This window comes from Caballeronia sp. TF1N1 (genome assembly GCF_022878925.1).
In the GTDB taxonomy this organism is placed as follows: Bacteria; Pseudomonadota; Gammaproteobacteria; order Burkholderiales; family Burkholderiaceae; genus Caballeronia.
In genome coordinates this window covers 1311420-1330678 of record NZ_CP084627.1, presented here as the reverse complement: position 1 = coordinate 1330678, position 19259 = coordinate 1311420, and the positions used below count along the sequence as shown (strand labels likewise).

The following is a 19259-nucleotide window of genomic DNA, read 5'->3' as shown; positions in this document are numbered from 1 at the left end:
CCTTATTCTTCGCGGGTGGCCGTCGCTGCCGTGGTCGCCAGGGCGGCGAGCGGTTGCAACAGCTTCGCGGGGAGTTTGAATTCGACCTTTTCCTCGCGGCCTTCCATCGTCGTGACTTCGACGTGGCCGAACGCGCGCAGGGCATCGATCACATGTTTGACCATTTCCTCGGGCGCCGAAGCACCCGCGGTGATGCCGACAGTCTGCGCCTTTGCAAACCATTCGGCCTTGACTTCCGAACCATCGGCGACGAGATAACTCGGCACGCCGGTTTCCGCGCCGATCTCGCGCAGCCGGTTCGAATTGGAACTGTTCGTGGCGCCTACTACGAGCAAGACATCGACCTGAGTGCTCAACTCGCGCACGGCGGCCTGGCGATTCTGCGTGGCATAACAAATGTCGCGCGTGTCCGGGCCCACGATATCGGTGAAACGGCGCTGCAAGGCGTCGATGATGCCGCGTGTGTCATCCACCGAAAGCGTGGTCTGCGTGACATAGGCGACCGGGGCATCGACGGGCAAAGCGAGCGTGTCCACTTCCGCCTCGCTTTGCACCAGCACGACCTCGCCCGGAATCTGCCCGATGGTGCCTTCCACTTCCGGATGCCCCGCATGCCCGATCAGAATGAGTGTACGGCCTTGCGAGACATACTGCCGGCCCTGCACGTGAACTTTGGTGACGAGCGGGCAAGTGGCGTCCAGCACGTCGAGCCCGCGTGACAGCGCGTCTTTCTCCACCTTCTTCGCGACGCCATGCGCGCTGAAAATGGCGACCGCGCCGTGTGGCACCTCGTCGAGCTCCTCGACGAAACGTGCGCCCTTGCCGCGCAGATTGTCTACGACATGACGGTTGTGAACGATCTCGTGACGCACATACACCGGTGCGCCATGCCGTTCCAGCGCCCGATCGACGATTTCGATCGCGCGAACCACGCCCGCACAAAAGCCGCGGGGTTGAGCAAGGATGATACGCATATTCGAACGAACTCCGACTGGCGCGGGTTTCGGATCAGGCGGCGCGATGCTCGCGCGTTCCATGGGACCACATTATCGTGCCGGCCATGCCGCAAACGGGCGGCGTGGCGAGCCAGGAATGCAGACCGGAAAAAACGACGTGCCGGGTTCGGTCTGCATGCCGAAGATGACCGCGTATTCTAACTCGTTCCCTTTATGGGTGCTTGTCGCATACGTTCCGGCTGAGCCTTGCGGCACGCGGCAATACGGCGACCGGCATATCCCATTAAACTGTCGGGTGCTCCGGGCGGGGCGCTCGCTCGCCACGGTGCGATTGCGTCGTTTGCGCCTTGTTTGCGTGCCTCGCGCGTTATTCCTTCGTGTATTTTTGGCGCAACGCCCCGGCCCGCTGCAATCCCTGATCCGACCTGATTCAACGCAAGCGCACTCGGTCGTCCGAGCTGCCGCCTTCGACTTTCATCTCATGCTACTGATCGCCTGGCTGTCATTTCTGATCTGGATCGTGTTGCTGTTCGCCCGTGGCGGCTTCTGGCGCGCCCAGCCCGCACCCGCGCTTTCCGCGACGACCGTGCACGCGGTCGGCAAAGCCGAAATCGCCCGGCGCGGCGCGTGGCCGGCGCTCGTGGCCGTGGTGCCCGCGCGTAACGAGGCCGACGTGATCGGCCGCGCGGTCGGCTCGCTGCTCAGGCAAGACTACGCGGGCGCGTTCCACGTGATCGTCGTGGACGATCACAGCACCGACGGCACCGCCGCCGCCGCACTCGCCGCCGCCCGCGATCTCGGGCTCGATGATCGTCTGACCGTGCTCACCGCGCAACCGTTGCCGCCTGGCTGGTCGGGCAAGGTATGGGCGCAGTCGCAGGGCATCGGTGCTATCGATTCGCTCGGCCTGCCCGCCGAATTCCTTCTGCTTACCGATGCCGACATCTACCATCCGGCCGATGCCGCCACGCAACTCGTCGCGCGCACGATTTTAGAAGACCGCGATCTCGTCTCGCTGATGGTGCGGCTGCGCTGCGACTCGCCGTGGGAGAAGGCGCTGGTTCCAGCGTTCGTGTTCTTCTTCGCGAAGCTGTATCCGTTCGCGTGGGTCAACGACGTGCGGAAAACGACCTCGGGTGCGGCCGGCGGCTGCATGCTGGTGCGCCGTTCGGCGCTGGTGGAGGCGGGCGGTATCGAGTCGATCCGGCAGGAACTCATCGACGATTGCAGTCTTGCCGCGCGCATCAAGCATCGCGCGGGGCGCAATGGCGCGCGGCCCATTCGGCTCGATCTGGCCGAATCGAGCGAGTCGCTGCGTCCGTACGATCACTGGCGCGAAATCTGGAACATGATCGCGCGCACCGCGTTCACGCAGTTGCGCTACTCGCCGCTTCTGCTCGCGGGTACGGTGCTGGGCATGGTGGTGATCTATCTCGCGCCGCCGTTGTTGGCGCTCACGATGGGCGCGCGTGCCTGGCCCGCCTGCGCGGCGTGGGCGCTCATGTGCATTGCGTATGGGCCGATGCTGCGCTACTACCGGCGTTCGCTGCTGTGGGCGCCGTTCCTGCCGCTGGTGGCGCTGTTCTACGTGAGCGCGACGATCGGCTCGGCCGTGCGTTACTGGAGCGGCAAGGGCGGTCAGTGGAAGGCGCGCGTTCAGGCGCCGACGCAGGAAGGCTCCTGACCGACTTGAACGCGCGTTACTTCTTCGTCAGAAGGGCATACATCTCGACGACGGCGTGCGGCGAGAACGTGAACGGCACCCAGCCGTGTCCGCCGTGACGCATGATGAGCAGTCGATCCCCGTTTGCGTGCTTCTGCACAGCCATCAGCGGGTTTTTCGTTGCCACGAAACGCCAGCCGGGCGCGATGCCGCCAGGCTGATCCGGCGTCATCGATGCACGCACGTTCGCCAATTCCTCGATCAGCTCCGACACGCCTTCGGGACTCAACAGCACCGATTGGCCGGCGATCGTCATTTCGATTGCATCGCGGTCGGGGCGCGAGACGGTCAGCGTAGGCTTTTCCGCGGGTCTTGCGGCTTGCTCGCGCTCGGCTTCGGCGCCGAGCGGCGCGGGTTCCGCAGCGGGCGCGACGGGCTCCGCGCTCGTCACGCGCATGGGCAGCGGAGCGGGTTGGTCGTCTGGAGAAGTAGCGGACTGGAGGAGCGTGTCGAGGCTCGACTCCAGCGCGCCGAGCTGGTCATGTAGATTCATGCGAAGGTATCTGTGTCTTTCGATGCTGGCAGCGAGACCGTGATTTTACCTTCTCCGTCAGGAGCCACCGGGCACACGTTGTAACGAAATGCTTGGAAACGGCTGCCGATGAAGCGCTTCGCCGCTCCCCGCCCCAAAGAAAAAGGCGTCTTCCGGATTGCTCCGGAAGACGCCTTTCGAGACGGCGCCGACTACTTTACTTCGCGCGTGCCTGTGCTTCGGTCAGTGCTGCGTTGAGCGTCTTGCTCGGACGCATCACCGTTTCGAGCTTGGCCGGGTCCGGCTGATAGTACCCGCCGATATCCGCCGCATTGCCCTGCACGGCGTTGAGTTCGTCGATGATCTTCTGCTCGTTGTCGCCCAGTTGCTTCGCGAGCGGCGCGAACAGTTCGGCGAGTGCGCGGTCTTCCGACTGGTTCGCGAGTTCCTGCGCCCAGTACATGGCCAGATAGAACTGGCTGCCGCGATTGTCCAGCTGACCGGTCTTCGGCGACGGGCTTTTGTTGTTGTCGAGCAGCTTGCCGGTGGCGGCATCCAGCGCCTTCGCGACGAGTTTCGCGCGCGCGTTGTCGTTCTTGATGCCGAGTTCTTCCAGCGATACCGCCAGCGCCAGAAACTCGCCGAGCGAATCCCAGCGCAAATGGTTTTCTTCGACCAGTTGCTTGACATGCTTCGGCGCCGAGCCGCCCGCGCCGGTTTCGTACAGGCCGCCGCCCGCCATCAGCGGAACGATGGAGAGCATCTTCGCGCTGGTGCCGAGTTCCATGATCGGGAACAGGTCGGTCAGGTAGTCGCGCAGGATGTTGCCCGTCACCGAGATCGTGTCCATGCCGCGGATCACGCGTTCGAGCGTGTAACGCATGGCGCGCACCTGCGACATGATCTGGATGTCGAGGCCCGTGGTGTCATGGTCCTTGAGATACGTCTCGACCTTCTTGATGAGCTCGTTTTCGTGCGGACGGTACGGGTCGAGCCAGAACACGGCCGGTGTGCCCGAGTTCTTCACGCGCGTGACGGCGAGCTTGACCCAGTCGCGGATGGGCGCGTCTTTCACGAGACACATGCGCCAGATGTCGCCTTGCTCGACTTCCTGCGTGAGCGAATCGAGCACTTCGTTGGTCGCGTTATCGACGATACGCGCCGTGCCGGCTTCGCTGATTTCGAAAGTCTTGTCGTGCGAGCCGTATTCTTCGGCCTTCTGCGCCATCAGGCCGACGTTCGGCACCGTGCCCATGGTGCGCGGATCGAACGCGCCATTGGTCTTGCAGAAGTTGATGATTTCCTGATAGATGCGCGCGAACGTGCTTTCCGGGATCAGACACTTGGTGTCTTGCGGACGGCCGTCGGCGCCCCACATCTTGCCGCCCGCGCGGATCATGGCGGGCATGGACGCGTCGACGATCACGTCGTTCGGTGCGTGCAGGTTCGAGATGCCTTTAGCGGAATCGACCATGGCGAGCGCCGGGCGATGTTCATGACAGGCGTGCAGGTCGCGGATGACTTCATCGCGCTGCGATTCCGGCAGCGTGTCGATTTTCGAGTAGAGATCGACCAGGCCGTTGTTCACATTGACGCCGAGTTCCTCGAAGAGCTTCGCGTGCTTGGCGAACGCGTCTTTATAGAACACCTTGACCGCATGACCGAACACGATGGGGTGCGAGACCTTCATCATGGTCGCCTTCACGTGCAGCGAAAGCATGACGCCCGTCTTGTGCGCGTCTTCCATCTGGTCTTCGTAGAACGCCACGAGCGCGTTCTTGCTCATGAACATGCTGTCGACGATCTCGCCTTCCTGCAGCTTGACCTTCGGCTTCAACACGATGGTTTCGCCGCGCTTCGTGACGAGTTCCATGCGCACTTCACGAGCCTGGTCGTTGGTGATGGACTTTTCGCCGTGATAGAAGTCGCCATGCTTCATGTGCGCGACGTGCGTACGCGACGCCATGCTCCATTCGCCCATGCTGTGCGGATGCTTCTTCGCAAAGTTCTTGACCGCGAGCGGCGCGCGGCGGTCCGAGTTGCCTTCGCGCAGCACCGGATTCACGGCCGAGCCGAGGCACTTGGAGTAGCGCTGACGAATGGCCTTCTCTTCGTCGTTCTTCGGCTCTTCGGGGTAGTCGGGCAGTTTGTAGCCCTTCGACTGCAATTCCTTGATCGCGCTGATCAGCTGATGCAGCGACGCGCTGATGTTCGGCAGCTTGATGATGTTGGTGTCTTCGAACTGCGTGAGCTTGCCGAGTTCGGCGAGGTTGTCCGGCACGCGCTGTTCTTCGCTCAGAAACTCGGGAAACTCGCCGAGGATACGCGCGGCGACCGAGATGTCGCTCGTTTCGACATTGACGCCGGCCGGCGCGATGAAAGTGCGGACGACCGGCAGAAAGGCGCTGGTTGCGAGCAGCGGAGCTTCGTCGGTCAGGGTGTAGATGATAGTGGGTTGCTGATTACTCATCGCTTGTCTCGACTTCGCAGAACAGGTTGGAAAAAAGCGCCGGCTGCATTCACCCTTCCGGCCGTGAATCCGCTATTTTGCATGATTTTGAGGGGCGCGCGTGTGAAAGCTGGTCGCCGCGCGGGCGTAAATCGAAGCATTTTTATTTCAAATCAATAACTTGGAAATTTTTAGGTCTTATAGAAGAGTTGAGCCGATCTCGCAATGCGGAACGTTGCGCCGTCAACTGCCCAGATAGCCGTTCGCACGGAACCAGTCGAGCGCGTCTTTGAGTCCTTCGCGATACGGCCGCGCGCTGTAGCCTAGTTCCTGCTCCGCCTTTGCCGACGTGAAATACATCTTGTTCTTCGACATGCGCAGCGCGTCCACCGTCACGAACGGCTCCTTGCCGCTGAACTTGGCGAACATCTCCGCGCCCACGGCGAGCGGATAAAGCGGCCCGCGCGGCAGCTTGATGGTCGGTGGCTTCCTCCCGACGAATCCGGCGATGTCCGCGAGCATCTGCTGCAATGGCAGATTCTCGCCCCCCAAAATATAACGTTCACCGATCTTGCCGCGTTCGAGCGCAAGAAAGTGGCCGTTGGCGACATCATCGACATGGACGAGATTCAGGCCCGTATCGACGAAAGCGGGAATCTTCCCTGTCGCCGCTTCCACGATGATGCGCCCGGTAGGCGTCGGCCGCACGTCGCGCGGACCGATGGGCGTCGAAGGATTCACGATCACCGCCGGTAACGCGTCGTTCGCGACCATGCGCTCGACGGCGCGCTCCGCCATCACCTTGCTGCGCTTGTACGCGCCAATGGTGCTCGCCGTGTCCGACGGCTTCGTCTCATCCGAGATTGCGCCCGAACTCGTGACCTTGAGCGTCGCCACGCTGCTCGTGTAGACGATGCGCTCCACGCCTTCGGCCAGCGCCGCGCGCATGGTCGCCTCGGTGCCCTGCAGGTTCGCGCGCTCGATTTCGCCCGGGTCCGGCGCCCAGATTCGGTAATCGGCGGCCACATGGAATAGATAGCGCACGCCCTTCATCGCGGCGCGCATCGAGGCTTCGTCGCGCATGTCTCCGACGACGATCTCGGCATCGAGCGCTTCGACGTTCTTGCGCGGACTCGTGGCGCGGACCAGCACGCGCACCTTGAAACCGCGCTCGATCGCGAGCCGCGCAACCGCCGAACCCACGAAACCGGAGGCTCCCGTGACAAGCACGCGTGAGCCGGAAAATTCAGTCATTCTTACCTCGCCCTTACATTTGCGCGGCCGTTTTTTCGTAACAAGTGCCGCGCGACAATGGATGCGTCAAGAACCCGCAAAGCCAGATATGACAAGGGCTTGCGGGTCGTGCTATGGTCCGGACCTGCCTGCTTTGTAGGCGCTTTTGCAAAACATGAACATCCTGGTCAACGATGCCCCAAGACACTCGAAGCCACGCCTCGTGGATTTACCTTGCCATTGCGATCGCGCTTGCCGTCGTGTTCGCCATCGACTTGCTCACGCCCACGCGTCTCGCGATCTGGGTGTTTTACGTGCTGCCGGTCGTGCTATGCATGTGGCTCGACAAGCCGCCTGCGCCGATTATCGTCGCGGGCGCGTCTTCGGTGCTGATGATCGGCGGCTACGTCTTCTCCAACGCTGAACCCACCGCGAACCACGAAGTCCTGCAACTCAATCGCGCGATGGGCATTTTCGTGTTGCTCGTGGTGTCGGCGGTGGCGCACCTGTATATCAAATCGCGGCTCGCGGTACAACGGACCACGTGGCTGCAGCAGGGCATCATGCAGATGAGCCTGCAATTGCGCGGCGAACAGTCTCCGGCTTCGATCGGCGTCAGCATGCTTCGTTCGCTCGTTCCGTATGTCAACGCAAAAGTCGGCGTGGTTTATACGTTCGAAGCCGATACGCTCACGCGCGTCGCCGGCTGGGCGCTTCCCGACGAAGACAGCGCGCCGCGCCGCATTGCGCGCGGCGTCGGGCTCGCGGGTCAGGCGGTCGAGGACAAGCGTATCCTGCAAATGCGCGATGCGTCCGCGCACTATCTGAAGGCCGGCTCCGCGCTGGGCACGGTTGCGGCGTCGAGCGTAGTGGTCGCGCCCGTCATGGCCGATGGCGAAGTGATGGGCGTCGTCGAGCTCGGCTTTGTCGGCGACGAAGGACGCTTCGACGACAGCCGCGAGCTGCTCGAAATGGCATCGGAAGCGATGGGCATGGCGTTGCGCTCGGCGCGGTATCGCGTGAGGCTCGTCGAACTGCTCGAAGAGACACAGCGCCAGAGCGAGGAATTGCAGGTGCAGCAGGAAGAACTGCGCGTCTCGAACGAAGAACTCGAAGAACGCGGCCGCGCCTTGCAGGATTCGCAGGCGCGGCTAGAACAGCAGCAGGCCGAACTCGAACAGACCAATGTGCAGCTCGAAGAGCATTCGCAAAACCTAGAACGGCAGAAGGCCGAACTGCTTCAGGCGCAGCAGGAACTGACCGCGAACGCGTTGCAGATGGAGCGCGCGAGCCAGTACAAGTCGGAGTTCCTGGCGAACATGTCGCATGAATTGCGCACGCCGCTCAATAGTTCGCTGATCCTCGCCAAGCTTCTGCAGGACAACAAGCAAGGCAATCTCTCCGACGAGCAGGTGCGCTACGCGGCGACCATCCACTCGTCGAACAGCGATCTGCTTTCGCTCATCAACGACATTCTCGATCTCTCGAAAGTCGAAGCGGGCCAGATGGATGTGCAGTTCGCGCCCGCTTCCGTCGATTCGATTCTGCAAGCGCTCAAGCAATCCTTCGCGCCGGTCGCGGCCAGCAAGGGGCTCGAATTCTTCACCGTGCATGGCGAGAACGTGCCGGAGTATTTCGTCACCGACAATCAGCGGCTCTTGCAGGTGTTGCGCAATCTGCTGTCCAACGCGTTCAAGTTCACCGAGCGCGGCAGCGTGACGATCGCGGTGGAACGCGCGAACGAACAGGCGCTGCGGTTCGAGGTTCGCGACACGGGCATCGGCATTGCGCGCGACAAGCAAGACTTGATCTTTCAAGCGTTCCAGCAGGCGGACGGCACCACGAGCCGTCGATACGGCGGCAGCGGACTCGGCCTTTCGATCTCGCGCGAATTCTCGCGTTTGCTCGGCGGCTCGGTCGGTGTATCGAGCGAAGTCGGCAAAGGCAGCGTGTTCTCGGTGACGCTGCCGATCGCCACGCGCGAAGGCACCGTCACCGCGAAGCTCGACACCATCGGACATATGCGCGAGCCCGAGCCCGCCGCCGTGCGCGATCCTGCCTTGGTGCCGGTCGCGCCTTCGCCGGCTCCGCAAGAACGCCCGGCGCCGCAACCTCCGCAGGCGTCGATGCCCGAGCCAAAAGGTATCGCCGACGACCGCGCGGACCGCAAGCGGCCGGGCCGCGTGATTCTCGTCATCGAGGACGATCAGCCTTTCGCGCATATCCTCTACGATCTCGCGCATGAACTCGATTTCGATTGCGTGCATGCGGCAAGCGCCACGCAAGGCGTGGAACTGGCGCGTTCGCTGCAACCCAACGGCATCCTGCTCGACATCGGCTTGCCGGACCAGTCGGGCCTCACCGTGCTCGAATGGCTGAAACACGATCCGCTCACGCGTCATATCCCGATCCACATCGTCTCCGCGACGGATCACGCCGATGTCGCGCTGCATCTCGGCGCAATCGGCTACACGCTCAAACCGAGCGCACGCGACGATCTCGCGCAGGCCATCCTCAAGCTCGAAGCGCGCTCGTCGCAAGGCATGCGGCGCGTGCTCGTGGTCGAGGACGATCCGGCCTTACGTCAGAGCATTCATGCGTTGCTCGCGAGCGAAACCGTGGGAATCGTGGAAGCGGGCTCCATCGCCGAAGCACTCGACGAGATGAAAAGCGCCGCGTTCGATTGCGTCGTGATGGACCTAGCGCTGCCCGACGGTTCCGGCTACGAACTGCTCGAACGCGTTTCGACGAGCAGCGGACACGGCTCGCCGCCAGTGATTGTCTATACGGGCCGCATGCTCTCGCAAGAGGAAGAGCAGCGCCTGCGCCGTTATTCGAAATCGATCATCATCAAGGGTGCGAAGTCGCCGGAGCGTCTGCTCGATGAAGTGACGCTCTTCTTGCATAGCGTGGAAAGCGCGTTGCCGCCCGAGCAGCAACGCATGCTGCGCGCGGCGCGTCAGCGCGACGACGTGTTCGAAGGCCGCACGATCCTGCTCGCCGAAGACGACGTGCGCAATATCTTCGCGCTGTCGCGCGTGATCGAGCCGCTCGGCGCCACGCTGGAGATCGCGCGCAACGGCCGCGAGGCACTCGAAGCGCTCGCGCGTCCCAACGAGATCGACCTCGTTCTGATGGACGTGATGATGCCCGAGATGGACGGCCTCACCGCCATGACCGAGATTCGCAAGCAGCATGAGCACGCGCGCCTGCCGATCATCGCGCTGACGGCGAAGGCCATGCAGAGCGATCGCCAGAAATGTCTCGAGGCGGGTGCGGACGACTACATATCCAAACCCATCGATGTCGATAAGCTCGTATCGCTGTGCCGCGTCTGGTTGCGGCAGCGTTGACGTGAGATGTCAGATCAGACGGCCCACTTGATGAACGAAAGCATGCACGACGAAGAAGCCACGTTCGATATCGAACTGAAGCTGATTCTGGAGGCCATCTACCTCAAGTATCAGCACGACTTCCGGCACTATTCGGTGAGTTCGCTGCGGCGCAGGCTCGGCCAGGCAGTGCGCGATCTCGAATGCGCGACGCTCTCGCAATTGCAGGAGCGCATTCTGCGCGACCCGTCGCTCTTCGGCAGGCTATTCCAGTACCTCACCGTGCAGGTGAGCGAGATGTTCCGGGACCCGCAGTATTTTCGTGCGATTCGCGAGACGATCGTGCCGATTCTGCAGACTTATCCTTCGATCAAGGTATGGGTCGCGGGATGCAGCAGCGGCGAGGAACTGTGGTCGCTCGCGGTGCTGTTCGCCGAGGAACGGCTCGCCGAGCGCACCGTGTTCTACGCGACCGACATCAACGCGGAAGCCTTGCGTATAGCGGAAAACGGCATCTATTCGCTGGATCGCATGGCGGGGTTCAGCCAGAACTACCTCGCGGCGGGTGGCAAGCGTTCGCTCTCCGACTACTATCACGCGGCCTATGGCGCGGCGAAATTCTCGCAGACGCTCAAGTCGCGTGTGGTGTTCGCGGATCACAGCCTCGCCACGGACAGCGTGTTTCTAGAAGCGCATCTGGTCTCGTGCCGCAACGTGCTGATCTATTTCGACCGCGCGTTGCAGGACCGCGCGCTCGGCCTTTTCAGCGAGTCGCTCGTGCGGCGCGGCTTTCTCGGACTCGGCAGCAAGGAGAGCCTGCGTTTTTCGAAACATGCGGACCAGTTCGCCGACTTCAATCCGCGCGAGCGGCTTTATCAGAAGGTATAGCGATGAGCACACAGATGCAGCGCCCGCTCGTCTTCGACGCCGTCGTGATCGGCGCGTCGGCGGGCGGCGTCGAGGCGCTGAATCTGCTGTTGCCGGCGCTGCCGAAAGCGTTCGCGCCGTCGGTTCTCGTCGTGGTGCATGTGCGGCAGGGTCAGCCGAGCCTGTTGCCCGACCTGTTCGCGCAACGCTGTGCAATCGCTGTGCGCGAACCGTTCGACAAGGACGAGATCGCGCCGGGCACGGTGTATTTCGCGCCGCCGGGGTATCACATGCTGGTCGAGGCGGAAGATGGCGCGGCGCCTTCCATCGCACTGTCGGTCGATCCGCCCGTGCGCTTTTCGCGGCCATCGGTGGATGTGTTGTTCGAATCGGCGGCGCACGCGTATCGCGAGCGGCTGCTCGGCATCGTGCTGTCGGGCGCCAACGACGATGGCGCGCGCGGCGCCCTGGCGATTCGCGATGCGGGCGGCGCGTGTTGGGCGCAGGACCCGCGCACGGCTTCGTCGTCCGCGATGCCGCTTGCGGCTATCGAAAACGGCGCGGTCCGAGAGGTCCTGACGCTGGAGCAAATGGTGACGCGTCTTTCCACGCGCATCGGGTACTTATCAGAGAATAAGTTAGGCAATGAGGCAGGCAATGAAGCTGGAAGCGACGCAGGAAGCAAAACAGGCAATGCAGGCAAGGGGAGCCGCTAAATGACGCAACCCATTTATGTGCTGATCGTCGATGACATCCGCAACAACATCACCGCACTCGAGGCGTCGCTGGCCCGGCCGGATCTCTCGGTGCTGAAGGCGGAATCGGGACCGGCCGCGCTCGAACTGCTGCTCAAGCACGACGTCGCGCTCGCCATTCTCGATGTCAACATGCCCGGCATGGACGGCTTCGAACTTGCCGAACTCATGCGCGGCAGTCCGCGTACGGCGCATGTGCCGATCATCTTTCTGACCGCGACCGCGCAGGACGGCAACCGCACGTTTCGCGGCTACGAAGCGGGCGCGGTGGACTTTCTCTACAAGCCGTTCGATTCGCGCATCCTCAATTCGAAGGTAGATGTCTTCATTCAGATGGAGCGTCAAAAGCAGCAACTCGCGACGCAACTCGCAACCGTGCAGCAACTGCTCGATGCAAACGAGATGCTGATGGCCGTGCTCGGTCACGACCTGCGCACGCCGCTGTCGGCCGTGATCGCTTCGGCGGAATATCTCGCGCGCTTCGTGCCGGACGAGAATGTCGCGAATATCGGCAACCGCATCAAGTCGAGCGGCATGCGCATGGTTCGCATGGTCGATCAGTTGCTGAACCTCGCGCGTCTGCGCGGCGGCCGCGTGACCTTGCAGCCGCGTTCCGTGGAGCTCGCGACGCTCGCGAAGAATATCGTCGAGGAATACGAGGCGCGTGTCGGCAAGGGGCGCATCTTCGTGCTGCGCCACGGCGATACGCTTTTGCAAGGCGACGGCGATCTGCTCTCGCAAGTGTTTTCGAATCTCATCGGCAACGCGTTGCAGCACGGGCTCGAAGGCTCGGCCATTCAGGTGCGTCTCGAAGGCGGCAAGGACGACGTGACCATCGTCGTGCAGAACGCGGGCGAGATTCCGCCTGAAGTGGTGCCGACCATCTTTGCGCCGTATCGCTCGGGGCGGCGTCAGAGCGAGTCCAGCGGCCTCGGGCTCGGCCTCTACATCACGCGCGAAATCACCGAAATGCATGGCGGCGACGTGACGGTGCAATCGTCCGCGCAGGCGGGCACGGTGTTCGAAGTGCATCTGCCGCGCACGCTGCGTCCGCGTCCTGGCGAACGCACGGATTCCGCGCAGCCGTTCCGTCTCAGCTGAAGCGCGAAATCGAGCTGATCCTGAAGCGTTTCGATACGCCGTCTACAATGCGGCCTATCAACGCTTACGAGGGGAATGCGCGATGCCTGGCCCGGATCTGGATACGAGAATCGAAACCTATTACGTGCACGTGAAAGGTGTCGTGCAGGGCGTGGGCTTTCGACATCACACCGTGAGGCGCGCGCATGCGCTCGGCGTGCGCGGCTGGGTCGCGAATCTCGAAGACGGCTCGGTGGAGGCGATCGTACAAGGCGCGGCCAATCAAGTCGACTTGATGCTCGAATGGCTGCGACGCGGGCCGCCGCATGCCCGCGTCACCGAGTTCTTCAGCGAAGAACGCTACGTCGAAAAGCGCTATGAGCGCTTCGAGCAGCACTGAATCAACGCGCCACCAACAAACTCTCCGCGAACTGCCATTCCTCGTCGCGCCACTGATGCGAGCATTCGAAGCCCGCGTCGGCGGCCATCGGCGCAACTTCATCGGCGGCGTACTTGTGGCTGCTTTCCGTCCAGATCGTCTCGCCTTCGCGGAACTCGACGCGCAGATCCGCACTTGGAACATGCGCCGTCAGCGCACGCTTGGCCCGCAGATGCATTTCGATACTGCGTGCTTCGGAATTGAAGCGCGCGACGTGCTCGAAGGCATCGAGCGGAAAATCGCCACCCAGTTCGCGGTTGATGCGCGCCAGCAAGTTCAGGTTGAATGCAGCCGTCACGCCGATGGGATCGTCGTACGCGGCGATCAACGTCGGCAGCGGTTTGAGAAGGTCGGTGCCGAGCAAAAGGGCATCGCCGGGAGCGAGCATGCTGCGTATCGACTGTAGAAATTTGGTCGCCGCGAGCCGCGAAAAATTCCCGATGGTGCTGCCGAGAAACAGCACGAGCAGCCTTTCGCCTTCCTTCCGTTTGGCGCTGACTTCCGACAAGCCGGCCAGATAATCGCGCTCATAACCGACGATCGAAATGCGCTCGATATCGCCCAGTTCCCGGCGGCACAACTGCAAAGCGGTGCGCGATATTTCAATCGGGTAATAGGCGGTGGGCTGCTTTTTACAAAGCGCCTCCAGAATGCGGCGCGTCTTGCGGCCGCTGCCGCTGCCGAGTTCGGCGACCTTCACGTTGCCCGGCATTGCCGCGACGATATCGGCGGCATGTTCCGTGAGCACGCGCTCTTCGGCGCGCGTCACGCCGTATTCGGGCAGGGCAGTGATGACTTCGAACAGGGCCGAGCCCACTTCGTCATACAGATACATCGATGGCAATTCTTTTTGCGGCTCTTTCGACAACCCGGCGCGGACGGCCTCGGCAAAGGCACTGTCAACGCGGGTGGATAGGGCGGGTTGAATCATGACGTCTCCATCTATGCGGCGTTTTATTCGCGTGCCGTCCTTCGTTGCAACGGCGCGGCGCTTGGATGCTGCTGATGCAATGACGTGAGCGGCTTCGCTCGAATCAGGCAGGTGAAACCGTTGGGTTAGGTATGAAGAGTCGCCCATCGGCATGACGGGTTGAAAACAACGTCGTGCTCGGTGAAGTTCATCCGGCGCGAAAAGCGAACTAGCGAAGCAAAAAACGCGCACGACCCGAAGCGAAGTTTGAAGCACGCTCTGAATAGCGTCGATGCACAGCGTTTAAAATGCGCAGTTCCCGCTTCGCTCGAGCTTTCACTCATTGATGAATCAGCACGTTCTCGGGCGCGGCATCGCGCTTTCCGTTGTCGCATCGGCGCTCTTCGCGCTCATGTCGGGCTACACCAAATGGCTCGCGCCGCTCGATGGCCTCGACATCTTCGCGTGGCGCATCGTGTGGACCATGCCCGGCGCGCTGCTGCTCGTCGCCTTGCGTAATCGCTGGCCGCAATTGTGCGCGCTCATTGGAAAGCTTGCTCGAACCCCGAGTCTGCTTTTGGCGTTCGCCACGGTCGCCGCCTTGCTTGGCCTGCAATTATGGATTTTTCTTTGGGCGCCGTTGCATGGACGCGCGCTCGAAGTGTCGCTTGGCTACTTTTTGTTGCCCCTCGGGATGGTCCTGCTGGGTCGCTTTTACTATCACGAAGCGCTCGATCGTCTGCAATGGGCGGGCGTCATTGCGGCGGCGCTTGGCGTGGCGCATGAGTTCGTCATGTCGCATGCGTTCGCTTGGCCGACGATCGTCGTCGTGCTCGGCTATCCACCGTATTTCATCTTGCGGCGACGCCTGAACGCGGACCCGCTCGTTTCCTTCGCGATAGAGATGATGTTGCTCGCGCCGGTCGCAATCGTCATGTTGTTCGAACGGAATTCATTTTCTATGGCTGCAAGCGACGCGCGCTTGTGGATGCTGTTGCTTCCCGGACTCGGCGCGTTGAGCACGGTTGCGCTCGCGTCTTATCTGCGCGCGAGCCGTTATTTGCCGCTCGCGCTCTTCGGCATTCTGGGCTATGTCGAACCGGTCTTGCTGGTCGGCGTGGCAGTGCTCGTACTCGGCGAGCCGTTCTCGACGACGCAACTCGGAACCTATGTGCCCATCTGGATTGCCGTGGCGCTGACCGCCGTGCACAGCGCGCGGCTGCTACGGCGTGAACGCATGTCGGCGGCGAGTTTGCCGGTCAGCGAACATCACGCGAGTATTGAGCATGAGATTGGCGCGGAACACAGCGAGCGCGTGGAGCCGACGCAATAAAAAAGGCGAGCCCGTGAGCTCGCCTTGCCTGAACGCATCGATGCAACCGATGCGCGATGCGCCTACGCGCAGCCTCCCTGACTGCCTGCTGCGTCTACTGTTTGCATCGGCGGCCGTTTTTTGCGTCGCTGGATTTCGCGACTTGTTACTTGTCGGCCTTCGTTTTGGCTCCCCACCGGCACCTTCGCTGCGCCCCGTTAAACCTTGATGCGCTGTTTTTTTCGTCGCGATGCAGATGAAACGCCGCGCTTCAGTGGCGCGTTGACGTCCGTCTGGTGACAAAGGGTAACGAGTCGCGAGCAAATGAAACGGCGCGTTAAAACGCCGAGCGTCGTGGAAAGTTTCTACCGATTCGCGACGCCAAGTGTTACGGCCAAACACATATGTCGGCATTTATAGCGGCGCCGTGGAAATACTTCGACATCCGAACGAACGCTGGCGGCAGGATGAAGTTGTAAGCGTTGAAATGTACCGTTACCAACTGCATCAGTTATTTCTTCATCGCCTGCTTAAGATGAGTCTACGAACCCGGCTCACGGGAATTGGAGAGTCTCATGAAACGCGCAGCACTTGTCTTGTTGATGATCGGAAGTCTGTCGGTGGCAGCACAGGCGTCGGCCCACGGACGCGGCGGCGGCTACGGCGGCCACGGTGGTGGCGGCAATGGCGGCGCGATTGTCAGCGCGTTGATCGGCGGCGCTGTGCTGGGTGCCATCGTGAGCTCGGTGGCGAATGCGCAGCCTGTCTACGCACAGCCGGCTTATGCGCAACCGGCTTATGCGCAGCCCGTGTACGCGCAACCTGCCGTTCCTCCCGGCTATTGCTACGACGGCTATCGCCGCGCCTACGTGCCGTGCGCGCCCGCTGGCTACGGATATTGATTGCCCGACCATCGCCGCCACGCGGCACGACGTTTGCGCTAACAAGTCCACGTGCGTTGCAGCGTCTCTGCGGCCTGGACGGACGATGGATGGACACGTGAAACGCAAACTTTTGGAGACTTGCTATGAACGCGACTAAGAAGCTGGTGATCTCGGCACTGGTGTTGGGTCTTTCGGGCGGTGTCTACGCGCAAGCCGGAGGCGGAGGCGGCGCAGGTGGTGGCGCGGGCGGTGGCGGTGGCGGTGGCGCGGGCATGGGGTCGGCAGGTGCGGGCGGCAATGGCGCCGCGGGCGCTGGCGCTGGCATGGGCGCGTCTGGCAAGGGTGGTGGCGTTGGCATGAGCGGCGCGACAGGCACGGGTGTCGGCGGCTCGTCGGATGGCACGAGCGGAACCGGCACAGGCGCGAAGAGTGGCATGAACAACGGGGTCAACAACAACATGAACCCGGGAACCATGCAGCGCAGCACGCCGGACAGTACCGGCAACGCTAACGGTGCACAAAAGAGCTACTGATGTCGTGGTACGTGTACGCTAGCGCGCATGCAGGTGCGATCGCCGGGGCAGGTTGCGGCATCCGCTATGCAGCGGCGCGCAAGAACGAAAGATTGAATCGGGATTAACGTTTTACTGCTCGGTCGCGGACGCTGCACTTGCCGCCGCTGCCGGCTCGAATGTCTTGACGCGCAAACTGACCTTCTCGGCATAAGCGCGTGAACCGCCGTAGCTCTTCAGCGCGGCGTCGATATCGCCCTGTGCGGACTTCAGATAGCCATGCAGGATAGCCGAACCCACTTCGATATTGGTTTCCGGCTCTGTCAAATCCACATCGCGAACCAACTTCTTGTGAGCGGAAGGCACGACCTGCATGAGACCGGTTGCGTCGTTCGGGCCGTGGGCCGTTTCCTTGAAGCGCGATTCTATGGAAATGATCGCAAGCAACAATGCCGGCGGAAGCGAGTATTTCGATGAAGACGCCATTACCGCCGATGCGATGGTCTGCGCCTTCTCGCGTGCGACGCCGAACTTGCGAACGATCAATTCTGAAATCTTATGACTGACTCGCTCCGTTTTTACGTCGTCGCCCGAGGGCGCCTGCGTGACGTTTTGGCCGCCGGGCTGCACGGCTTCTTGCGCGCTTGCGGCTTGTACAAGGCTGATCAGTAAAAGGATTGGGAATATATTTCGACGCATCGGACTGGGTAATCTTGAGGAAAGCGCATTATAGCTTCATAAAAAAGTCTTGCGGATCATGGGCTTGTCTTAAATATGATGAATATTTTTGCAATTCGGTATTGCTTACCCGGTAAATCAGGTGCGCTCTGCGCGCTTCGCCGTAGGCGCTGAGATGCCAGCGCCGGCTTCATCGGAGAGACGTGCGAACATTGGAAGAGACATCAGGACGACTGCCGCTGTCGCCAAAAAGGCGCTCGCTAGTTGCCAGCGTTCGGTCTGAACGCTGCCGGAAATCAGCATCGTGGCTTGAATCGTCCCGGCCGCGACGGTTACACCAAGCGCCTTCATCAACTGCTGCGCGGTGCCCTGAAACGAAGTCGCGGCGGCGAGGCGCGGCTTCGGAACATCGGCGAAAGCGAGCGCGCCCATCGTCGCGAAACTGAGCGAGCGGCCTAATCCGCCGACGAGGAGCAGCACGAAAATGGCGGCTGCGGGCCAAGCCTGCGACATCGTCGAGCACACGACCAGAACCAGCGCAAAGATCACGCTGCCTGCGCACAGAACCGCGCGCACGGAGAATCGCCGGAGTGCGAGCGCGGTCATCGGACGCATGCAAAAAGAGCCCAGCGCGCTTGCAAAAGTCACCAGTCCGCTAGCGGACGCGCTGTAACCGAAGCCGGTCTGTAAGGTGAGCGGCACGAGAAAAGGCAGCGCACCGGCGCCCGCGCGGAAGAGGCTGCCCGCGACCGTGGCCGCGTGAAATGTCGGAATGGCAAGCAGCGAGAAGTCGATGGCAGGATTCTCCACGCGCCGGCAGTGAACGACGGTTGCCCAGAACAGTAGGAGGCCGACCGCGACGCATGCCCAGGGCAGCCCTTCGGGCATCACGCCGCGTCCCGCGCTTTCGATTCCGATCATGAACAGACTCAGCGATGTCCCTGAAAGCAGCATGCCGCGCAAATCCGGCGGTGTGCGGCTTTCAGGCGGCGAGGGCGGCAAAAGCTTCCACGTGAGGACGAGACCGATCGCGCCCACTGGCACGTTGACCCAGAAGATGCTGCGCCAGGAGAGCGCATCGGTGAGAAAGCCGCCGAGCGGCGGCCCAAGCAAGGGACCGACAAGCGCGGGCATGGTGAGCCACGTGGTCGCTTGCAGCAGCTCTTCGCGCTTCACGCCGCGAAAGAGGATCAGGCGGCCGACGGGCACCATCATCGCGCCACCCAGACCTTGCACGATGCGCGCGCCGATGAGTTGCGGAAGATTCGCCGCCGCCGCGCAAGCGATCGACGCGAGCGTGAACGTGGCGATTGCCCACATGAAAACGCGCCGCGCGCCGAAGCGGTCGGCCACCCAGCCGCTCGCCGGAATGAAGACCGTGAGCGCAACTAGATAAGCGGTAATGGCGCTGCTCAGATGGACGGGATCGATATGCAGGTCGCGCGCCATCGTGGGAATGGCGGTCGCGACGATGGTGCCGTCCATGTTCTGCATGAAGAGCGCCGAGGCCACGACGGCAGCGGTGATGCGAAAGTTGCCGTCGTTCACGATGCAGTGTGTGCTCGCACGCTGCATGGGCGCTGCAAGGCATTTCGAGTGGATGACGAGTGCATGCCCGCCAGTCTACGCGAAGCCCGCGGAGGCGCGCGGGTCGCCT

Annotated in this window: 16 protein-coding genes; 9 read left to right on the top strand and 7 right to left on the bottom strand. The window is 62.2% G+C overall.

Features of this window, described 5'->3' with window-relative positions:
- Positions 1-2 precede the first annotated feature (2 nt).
- Positions 3-974 carry a 4-hydroxy-3-methylbut-2-enyl diphosphate reductase gene (gene ispH / locus LDZ28_RS20175; RefSeq protein WP_244828860.1) on the bottom strand — a complete coding sequence of 324 codons (972 nt, stop codon included), beginning with the start codon at positions 972-974 and terminating at the stop codon, positions 3-5.
- 463 nt (positions 975-1437) lie between these two features.
- On the opposite strand from ispH, the gene LDZ28_RS20170 reads away from it, so the two are divergent.
- Positions 1438-2640, top strand: a complete 1203-nt coding sequence (locus tag LDZ28_RS20170; RefSeq protein WP_244828859.1) for a glycosyltransferase — start codon at positions 1438-1440, stop codon at positions 2638-2640.
- A gap of 16 nt (positions 2641-2656) precedes the next feature.
- Here LDZ28_RS20170 and LDZ28_RS20165 read toward each other — a convergent pair whose 3' ends face one another.
- From LDZ28_RS20165 to hpnA, 3 genes are all read right to left on the bottom strand, one after another.
- Positions 2657-3172 (bottom strand): hypothetical protein, encoded by a 516-nt coding sequence (locus LDZ28_RS20165; RefSeq protein WP_244828858.1) that lies wholly within the window; start codon positions 3170-3172, stop codon positions 2657-2659.
- A 196-nt stretch (positions 3173-3368) separates the two neighbouring features.
- Entirely contained in the window at positions 3369-5621 is a 2253-nt protein-coding gene (locus LDZ28_RS20160) for an NADP-dependent isocitrate dehydrogenase (RefSeq protein ID WP_244828857.1), read from the bottom strand.
- 222 nt (positions 5622-5843) lie between these two features.
- Positions 5844-6854: a hopanoid-associated sugar epimerase gene (gene hpnA, locus LDZ28_RS20155; RefSeq protein ID WP_244828856.1), complete on the bottom strand. Its 1011-nt coding sequence runs from the start codon at positions 6852-6854 to the stop codon at positions 5844-5846.
- 173 nt (positions 6855-7027) lie between these two features.
- Between hpnA and LDZ28_RS20150 the strand changes: the two genes are divergently transcribed.
- The 5 genes from LDZ28_RS20150 (at position 7028) to LDZ28_RS20130 (ending at position 13267) form a co-directional block, all read left to right on the top strand.
- On the top strand, positions 7028-10186 hold the full coding sequence (locus tag LDZ28_RS20150; protein WP_244828855.1) for a response regulator: 3159 nt from the start codon (positions 7028-7030) through the stop codon (positions 10184-10186).
- Between the two features lie 30 nt (positions 10187-10216).
- Entirely contained in the window at positions 10217-11053 is an 837-nt protein-coding gene (locus LDZ28_RS20145) for a protein-glutamate O-methyltransferase CheR (protein ID WP_244828854.1), read from the top strand.
- Positions 11054-11055: 2 nt separating this feature from the next.
- The gene (locus LDZ28_RS20140) at positions 11056-11748 is read left to right on the top strand and encodes a chemotaxis protein CheB (RefSeq protein ID WP_244828853.1); all 693 of its coding nucleotides are present in this window, start codon (positions 11056-11058) and stop codon (positions 11746-11748) included.
- Positions 11749-12888: a hybrid sensor histidine kinase/response regulator gene (locus LDZ28_RS20135; RefSeq protein WP_244828852.1), complete on the top strand. Its 1140-nt coding sequence runs from the start codon at positions 11749-11751 to the stop codon at positions 12886-12888.
- An 82-nt stretch (positions 12889-12970) separates the two neighbouring features.
- Positions 12971-13267, top strand: coding sequence for an acylphosphatase (locus LDZ28_RS20130; RefSeq protein WP_244828851.1), 297 nt, complete (start codon positions 12971-12973; stop codon positions 13265-13267).
- Between the two features lies 1 nt (position 13268).
- On the opposite strand, the gene egtD is transcribed toward LDZ28_RS20130, so the two are convergent.
- A complete protein-coding gene (gene egtD / locus LDZ28_RS20125) occupies positions 13269-14237 on the bottom strand; it encodes an L-histidine N(alpha)-methyltransferase (RefSeq protein WP_244828850.1) in 969 nt (322 codons plus the stop codon).
- A 325-nt stretch (positions 14238-14562) separates the two neighbouring features.
- Here egtD and rarD point away from each other — a divergent pair, with 325 nt between their 5' ends.
- The 3 genes from rarD to LDZ28_RS20110 all read left to right on the top strand — a co-directional run bounded on the left by rarD (position 14563) and on the right by LDZ28_RS20110 (position 16945).
- Entirely contained in the window at positions 14563-15549 is a 987-nt protein-coding gene (rarD, locus tag LDZ28_RS20120) for an EamA family transporter RarD (RefSeq protein WP_244828849.1), read from the top strand.
- 554 nt (positions 15550-16103) lie between these two features.
- Positions 16104-16430, top strand: coding sequence for a hypothetical protein (locus tag LDZ28_RS20115; RefSeq protein WP_244828848.1), 327 nt, complete (start codon positions 16104-16106; stop codon positions 16428-16430).
- Between the two features lie 125 nt (positions 16431-16555).
- Positions 16556-16945 carry a hypothetical protein gene (locus LDZ28_RS20110; RefSeq protein ID WP_244828847.1) on the top strand — a complete coding sequence of 130 codons (390 nt, stop codon included), beginning with the start codon at positions 16556-16558 and terminating at the stop codon, positions 16943-16945.
- A gap of 111 nt (positions 16946-17056) precedes the next feature.
- Here LDZ28_RS20110 and LDZ28_RS20105 read toward each other — a convergent pair whose 3' ends face one another.
- The gene (locus LDZ28_RS20105) at positions 17057-17470 is read right to left on the bottom strand and encodes a lytic transglycosylase domain-containing protein (protein WP_370652167.1); all 414 of its coding nucleotides are present in this window, start codon (positions 17468-17470) and stop codon (positions 17057-17059) included.
- 270 nt (positions 17471-17740) lie between these two features.
- Complete coding sequence (locus LDZ28_RS20100; RefSeq protein WP_284503394.1) at positions 17741-19177, bottom strand: DHA2 family efflux MFS transporter permease subunit; 1437 nt, start codon at positions 19175-19177, stop codon at positions 17741-17743.
- Between the last annotated feature and the right edge of the window lie 82 nt (positions 19178-19259).

Excerpts from the sequence above, each read along its gene's own strand:
- ispH (WP_244828860.1), bottom strand. The coding sequence starts at position 974 with ATGCGTATCATCCTTGCTCAACCCCGCGGCTTTTGTGCGGGCGTGGTT.
- LDZ28_RS20170 (WP_244828859.1), top strand. The coding sequence starts at position 1,438 with ATGCTACTGATCGCCTGGCTGTCATTTCTGATCTGGATCGTGTTGCTG.
- LDZ28_RS20165 (WP_244828858.1), bottom strand. The coding sequence starts at position 3,172 with ATGAATCTACATGACCAGCTCGGCGCGCTGGAGTCGAGCCTCGACACG.
- LDZ28_RS20160 (WP_244828857.1), bottom strand. The coding sequence starts at position 5,621 with ATGAGTAATCAGCAACCCACTATCATCTACACCCTGACCGACGAAGCT.
- hpnA (WP_244828856.1), bottom strand. The coding sequence starts at position 6,854 with ATGACTGAATTTTCCGGCTCACGCGTGCTTGTCACGGGAGCCTCCGGT.
- LDZ28_RS20150 (WP_244828855.1), top strand. The coding sequence starts at position 7,028 with ATGCCCCAAGACACTCGAAGCCACGCCTCGTGGATTTACCTTGCCATT.
- LDZ28_RS20145 (WP_244828854.1), top strand. The coding sequence starts at position 10,217 with ATGAACGAAAGCATGCACGACGAAGAAGCCACGTTCGATATCGAACTG.
- LDZ28_RS20140 (WP_244828853.1), top strand. The coding sequence starts at position 11,056 with ATGAGCACACAGATGCAGCGCCCGCTCGTCTTCGACGCCGTCGTGATC.
- LDZ28_RS20135 (WP_244828852.1), top strand. The coding sequence starts at position 11,749 with ATGACGCAACCCATTTATGTGCTGATCGTCGATGACATCCGCAACAAC.
- LDZ28_RS20130 (WP_244828851.1), top strand. The coding sequence starts at position 12,971 with ATGCCTGGCCCGGATCTGGATACGAGAATCGAAACCTATTACGTGCAC.
- egtD (WP_244828850.1), bottom strand. The coding sequence starts at position 14,237 with ATGATTCAACCCGCCCTATCCACCCGCGTTGACAGTGCCTTTGCCGAG.
- rarD (WP_244828849.1), top strand. The coding sequence starts at position 14,563 with ATGAATCAGCACGTTCTCGGGCGCGGCATCGCGCTTTCCGTTGTCGCA.
- LDZ28_RS20115 (WP_244828848.1), top strand. The coding sequence starts at position 16,104 with ATGAAACGCGCAGCACTTGTCTTGTTGATGATCGGAAGTCTGTCGGTG.
- LDZ28_RS20110 (WP_244828847.1), top strand. The coding sequence starts at position 16,556 with ATGAACGCGACTAAGAAGCTGGTGATCTCGGCACTGGTGTTGGGTCTT.
- LDZ28_RS20100 (WP_284503394.1), bottom strand. The coding sequence starts at position 19,177 with ATGCAGCGTGCGAGCACACACTGCATCGTGAACGACGGCAACTTTCGC.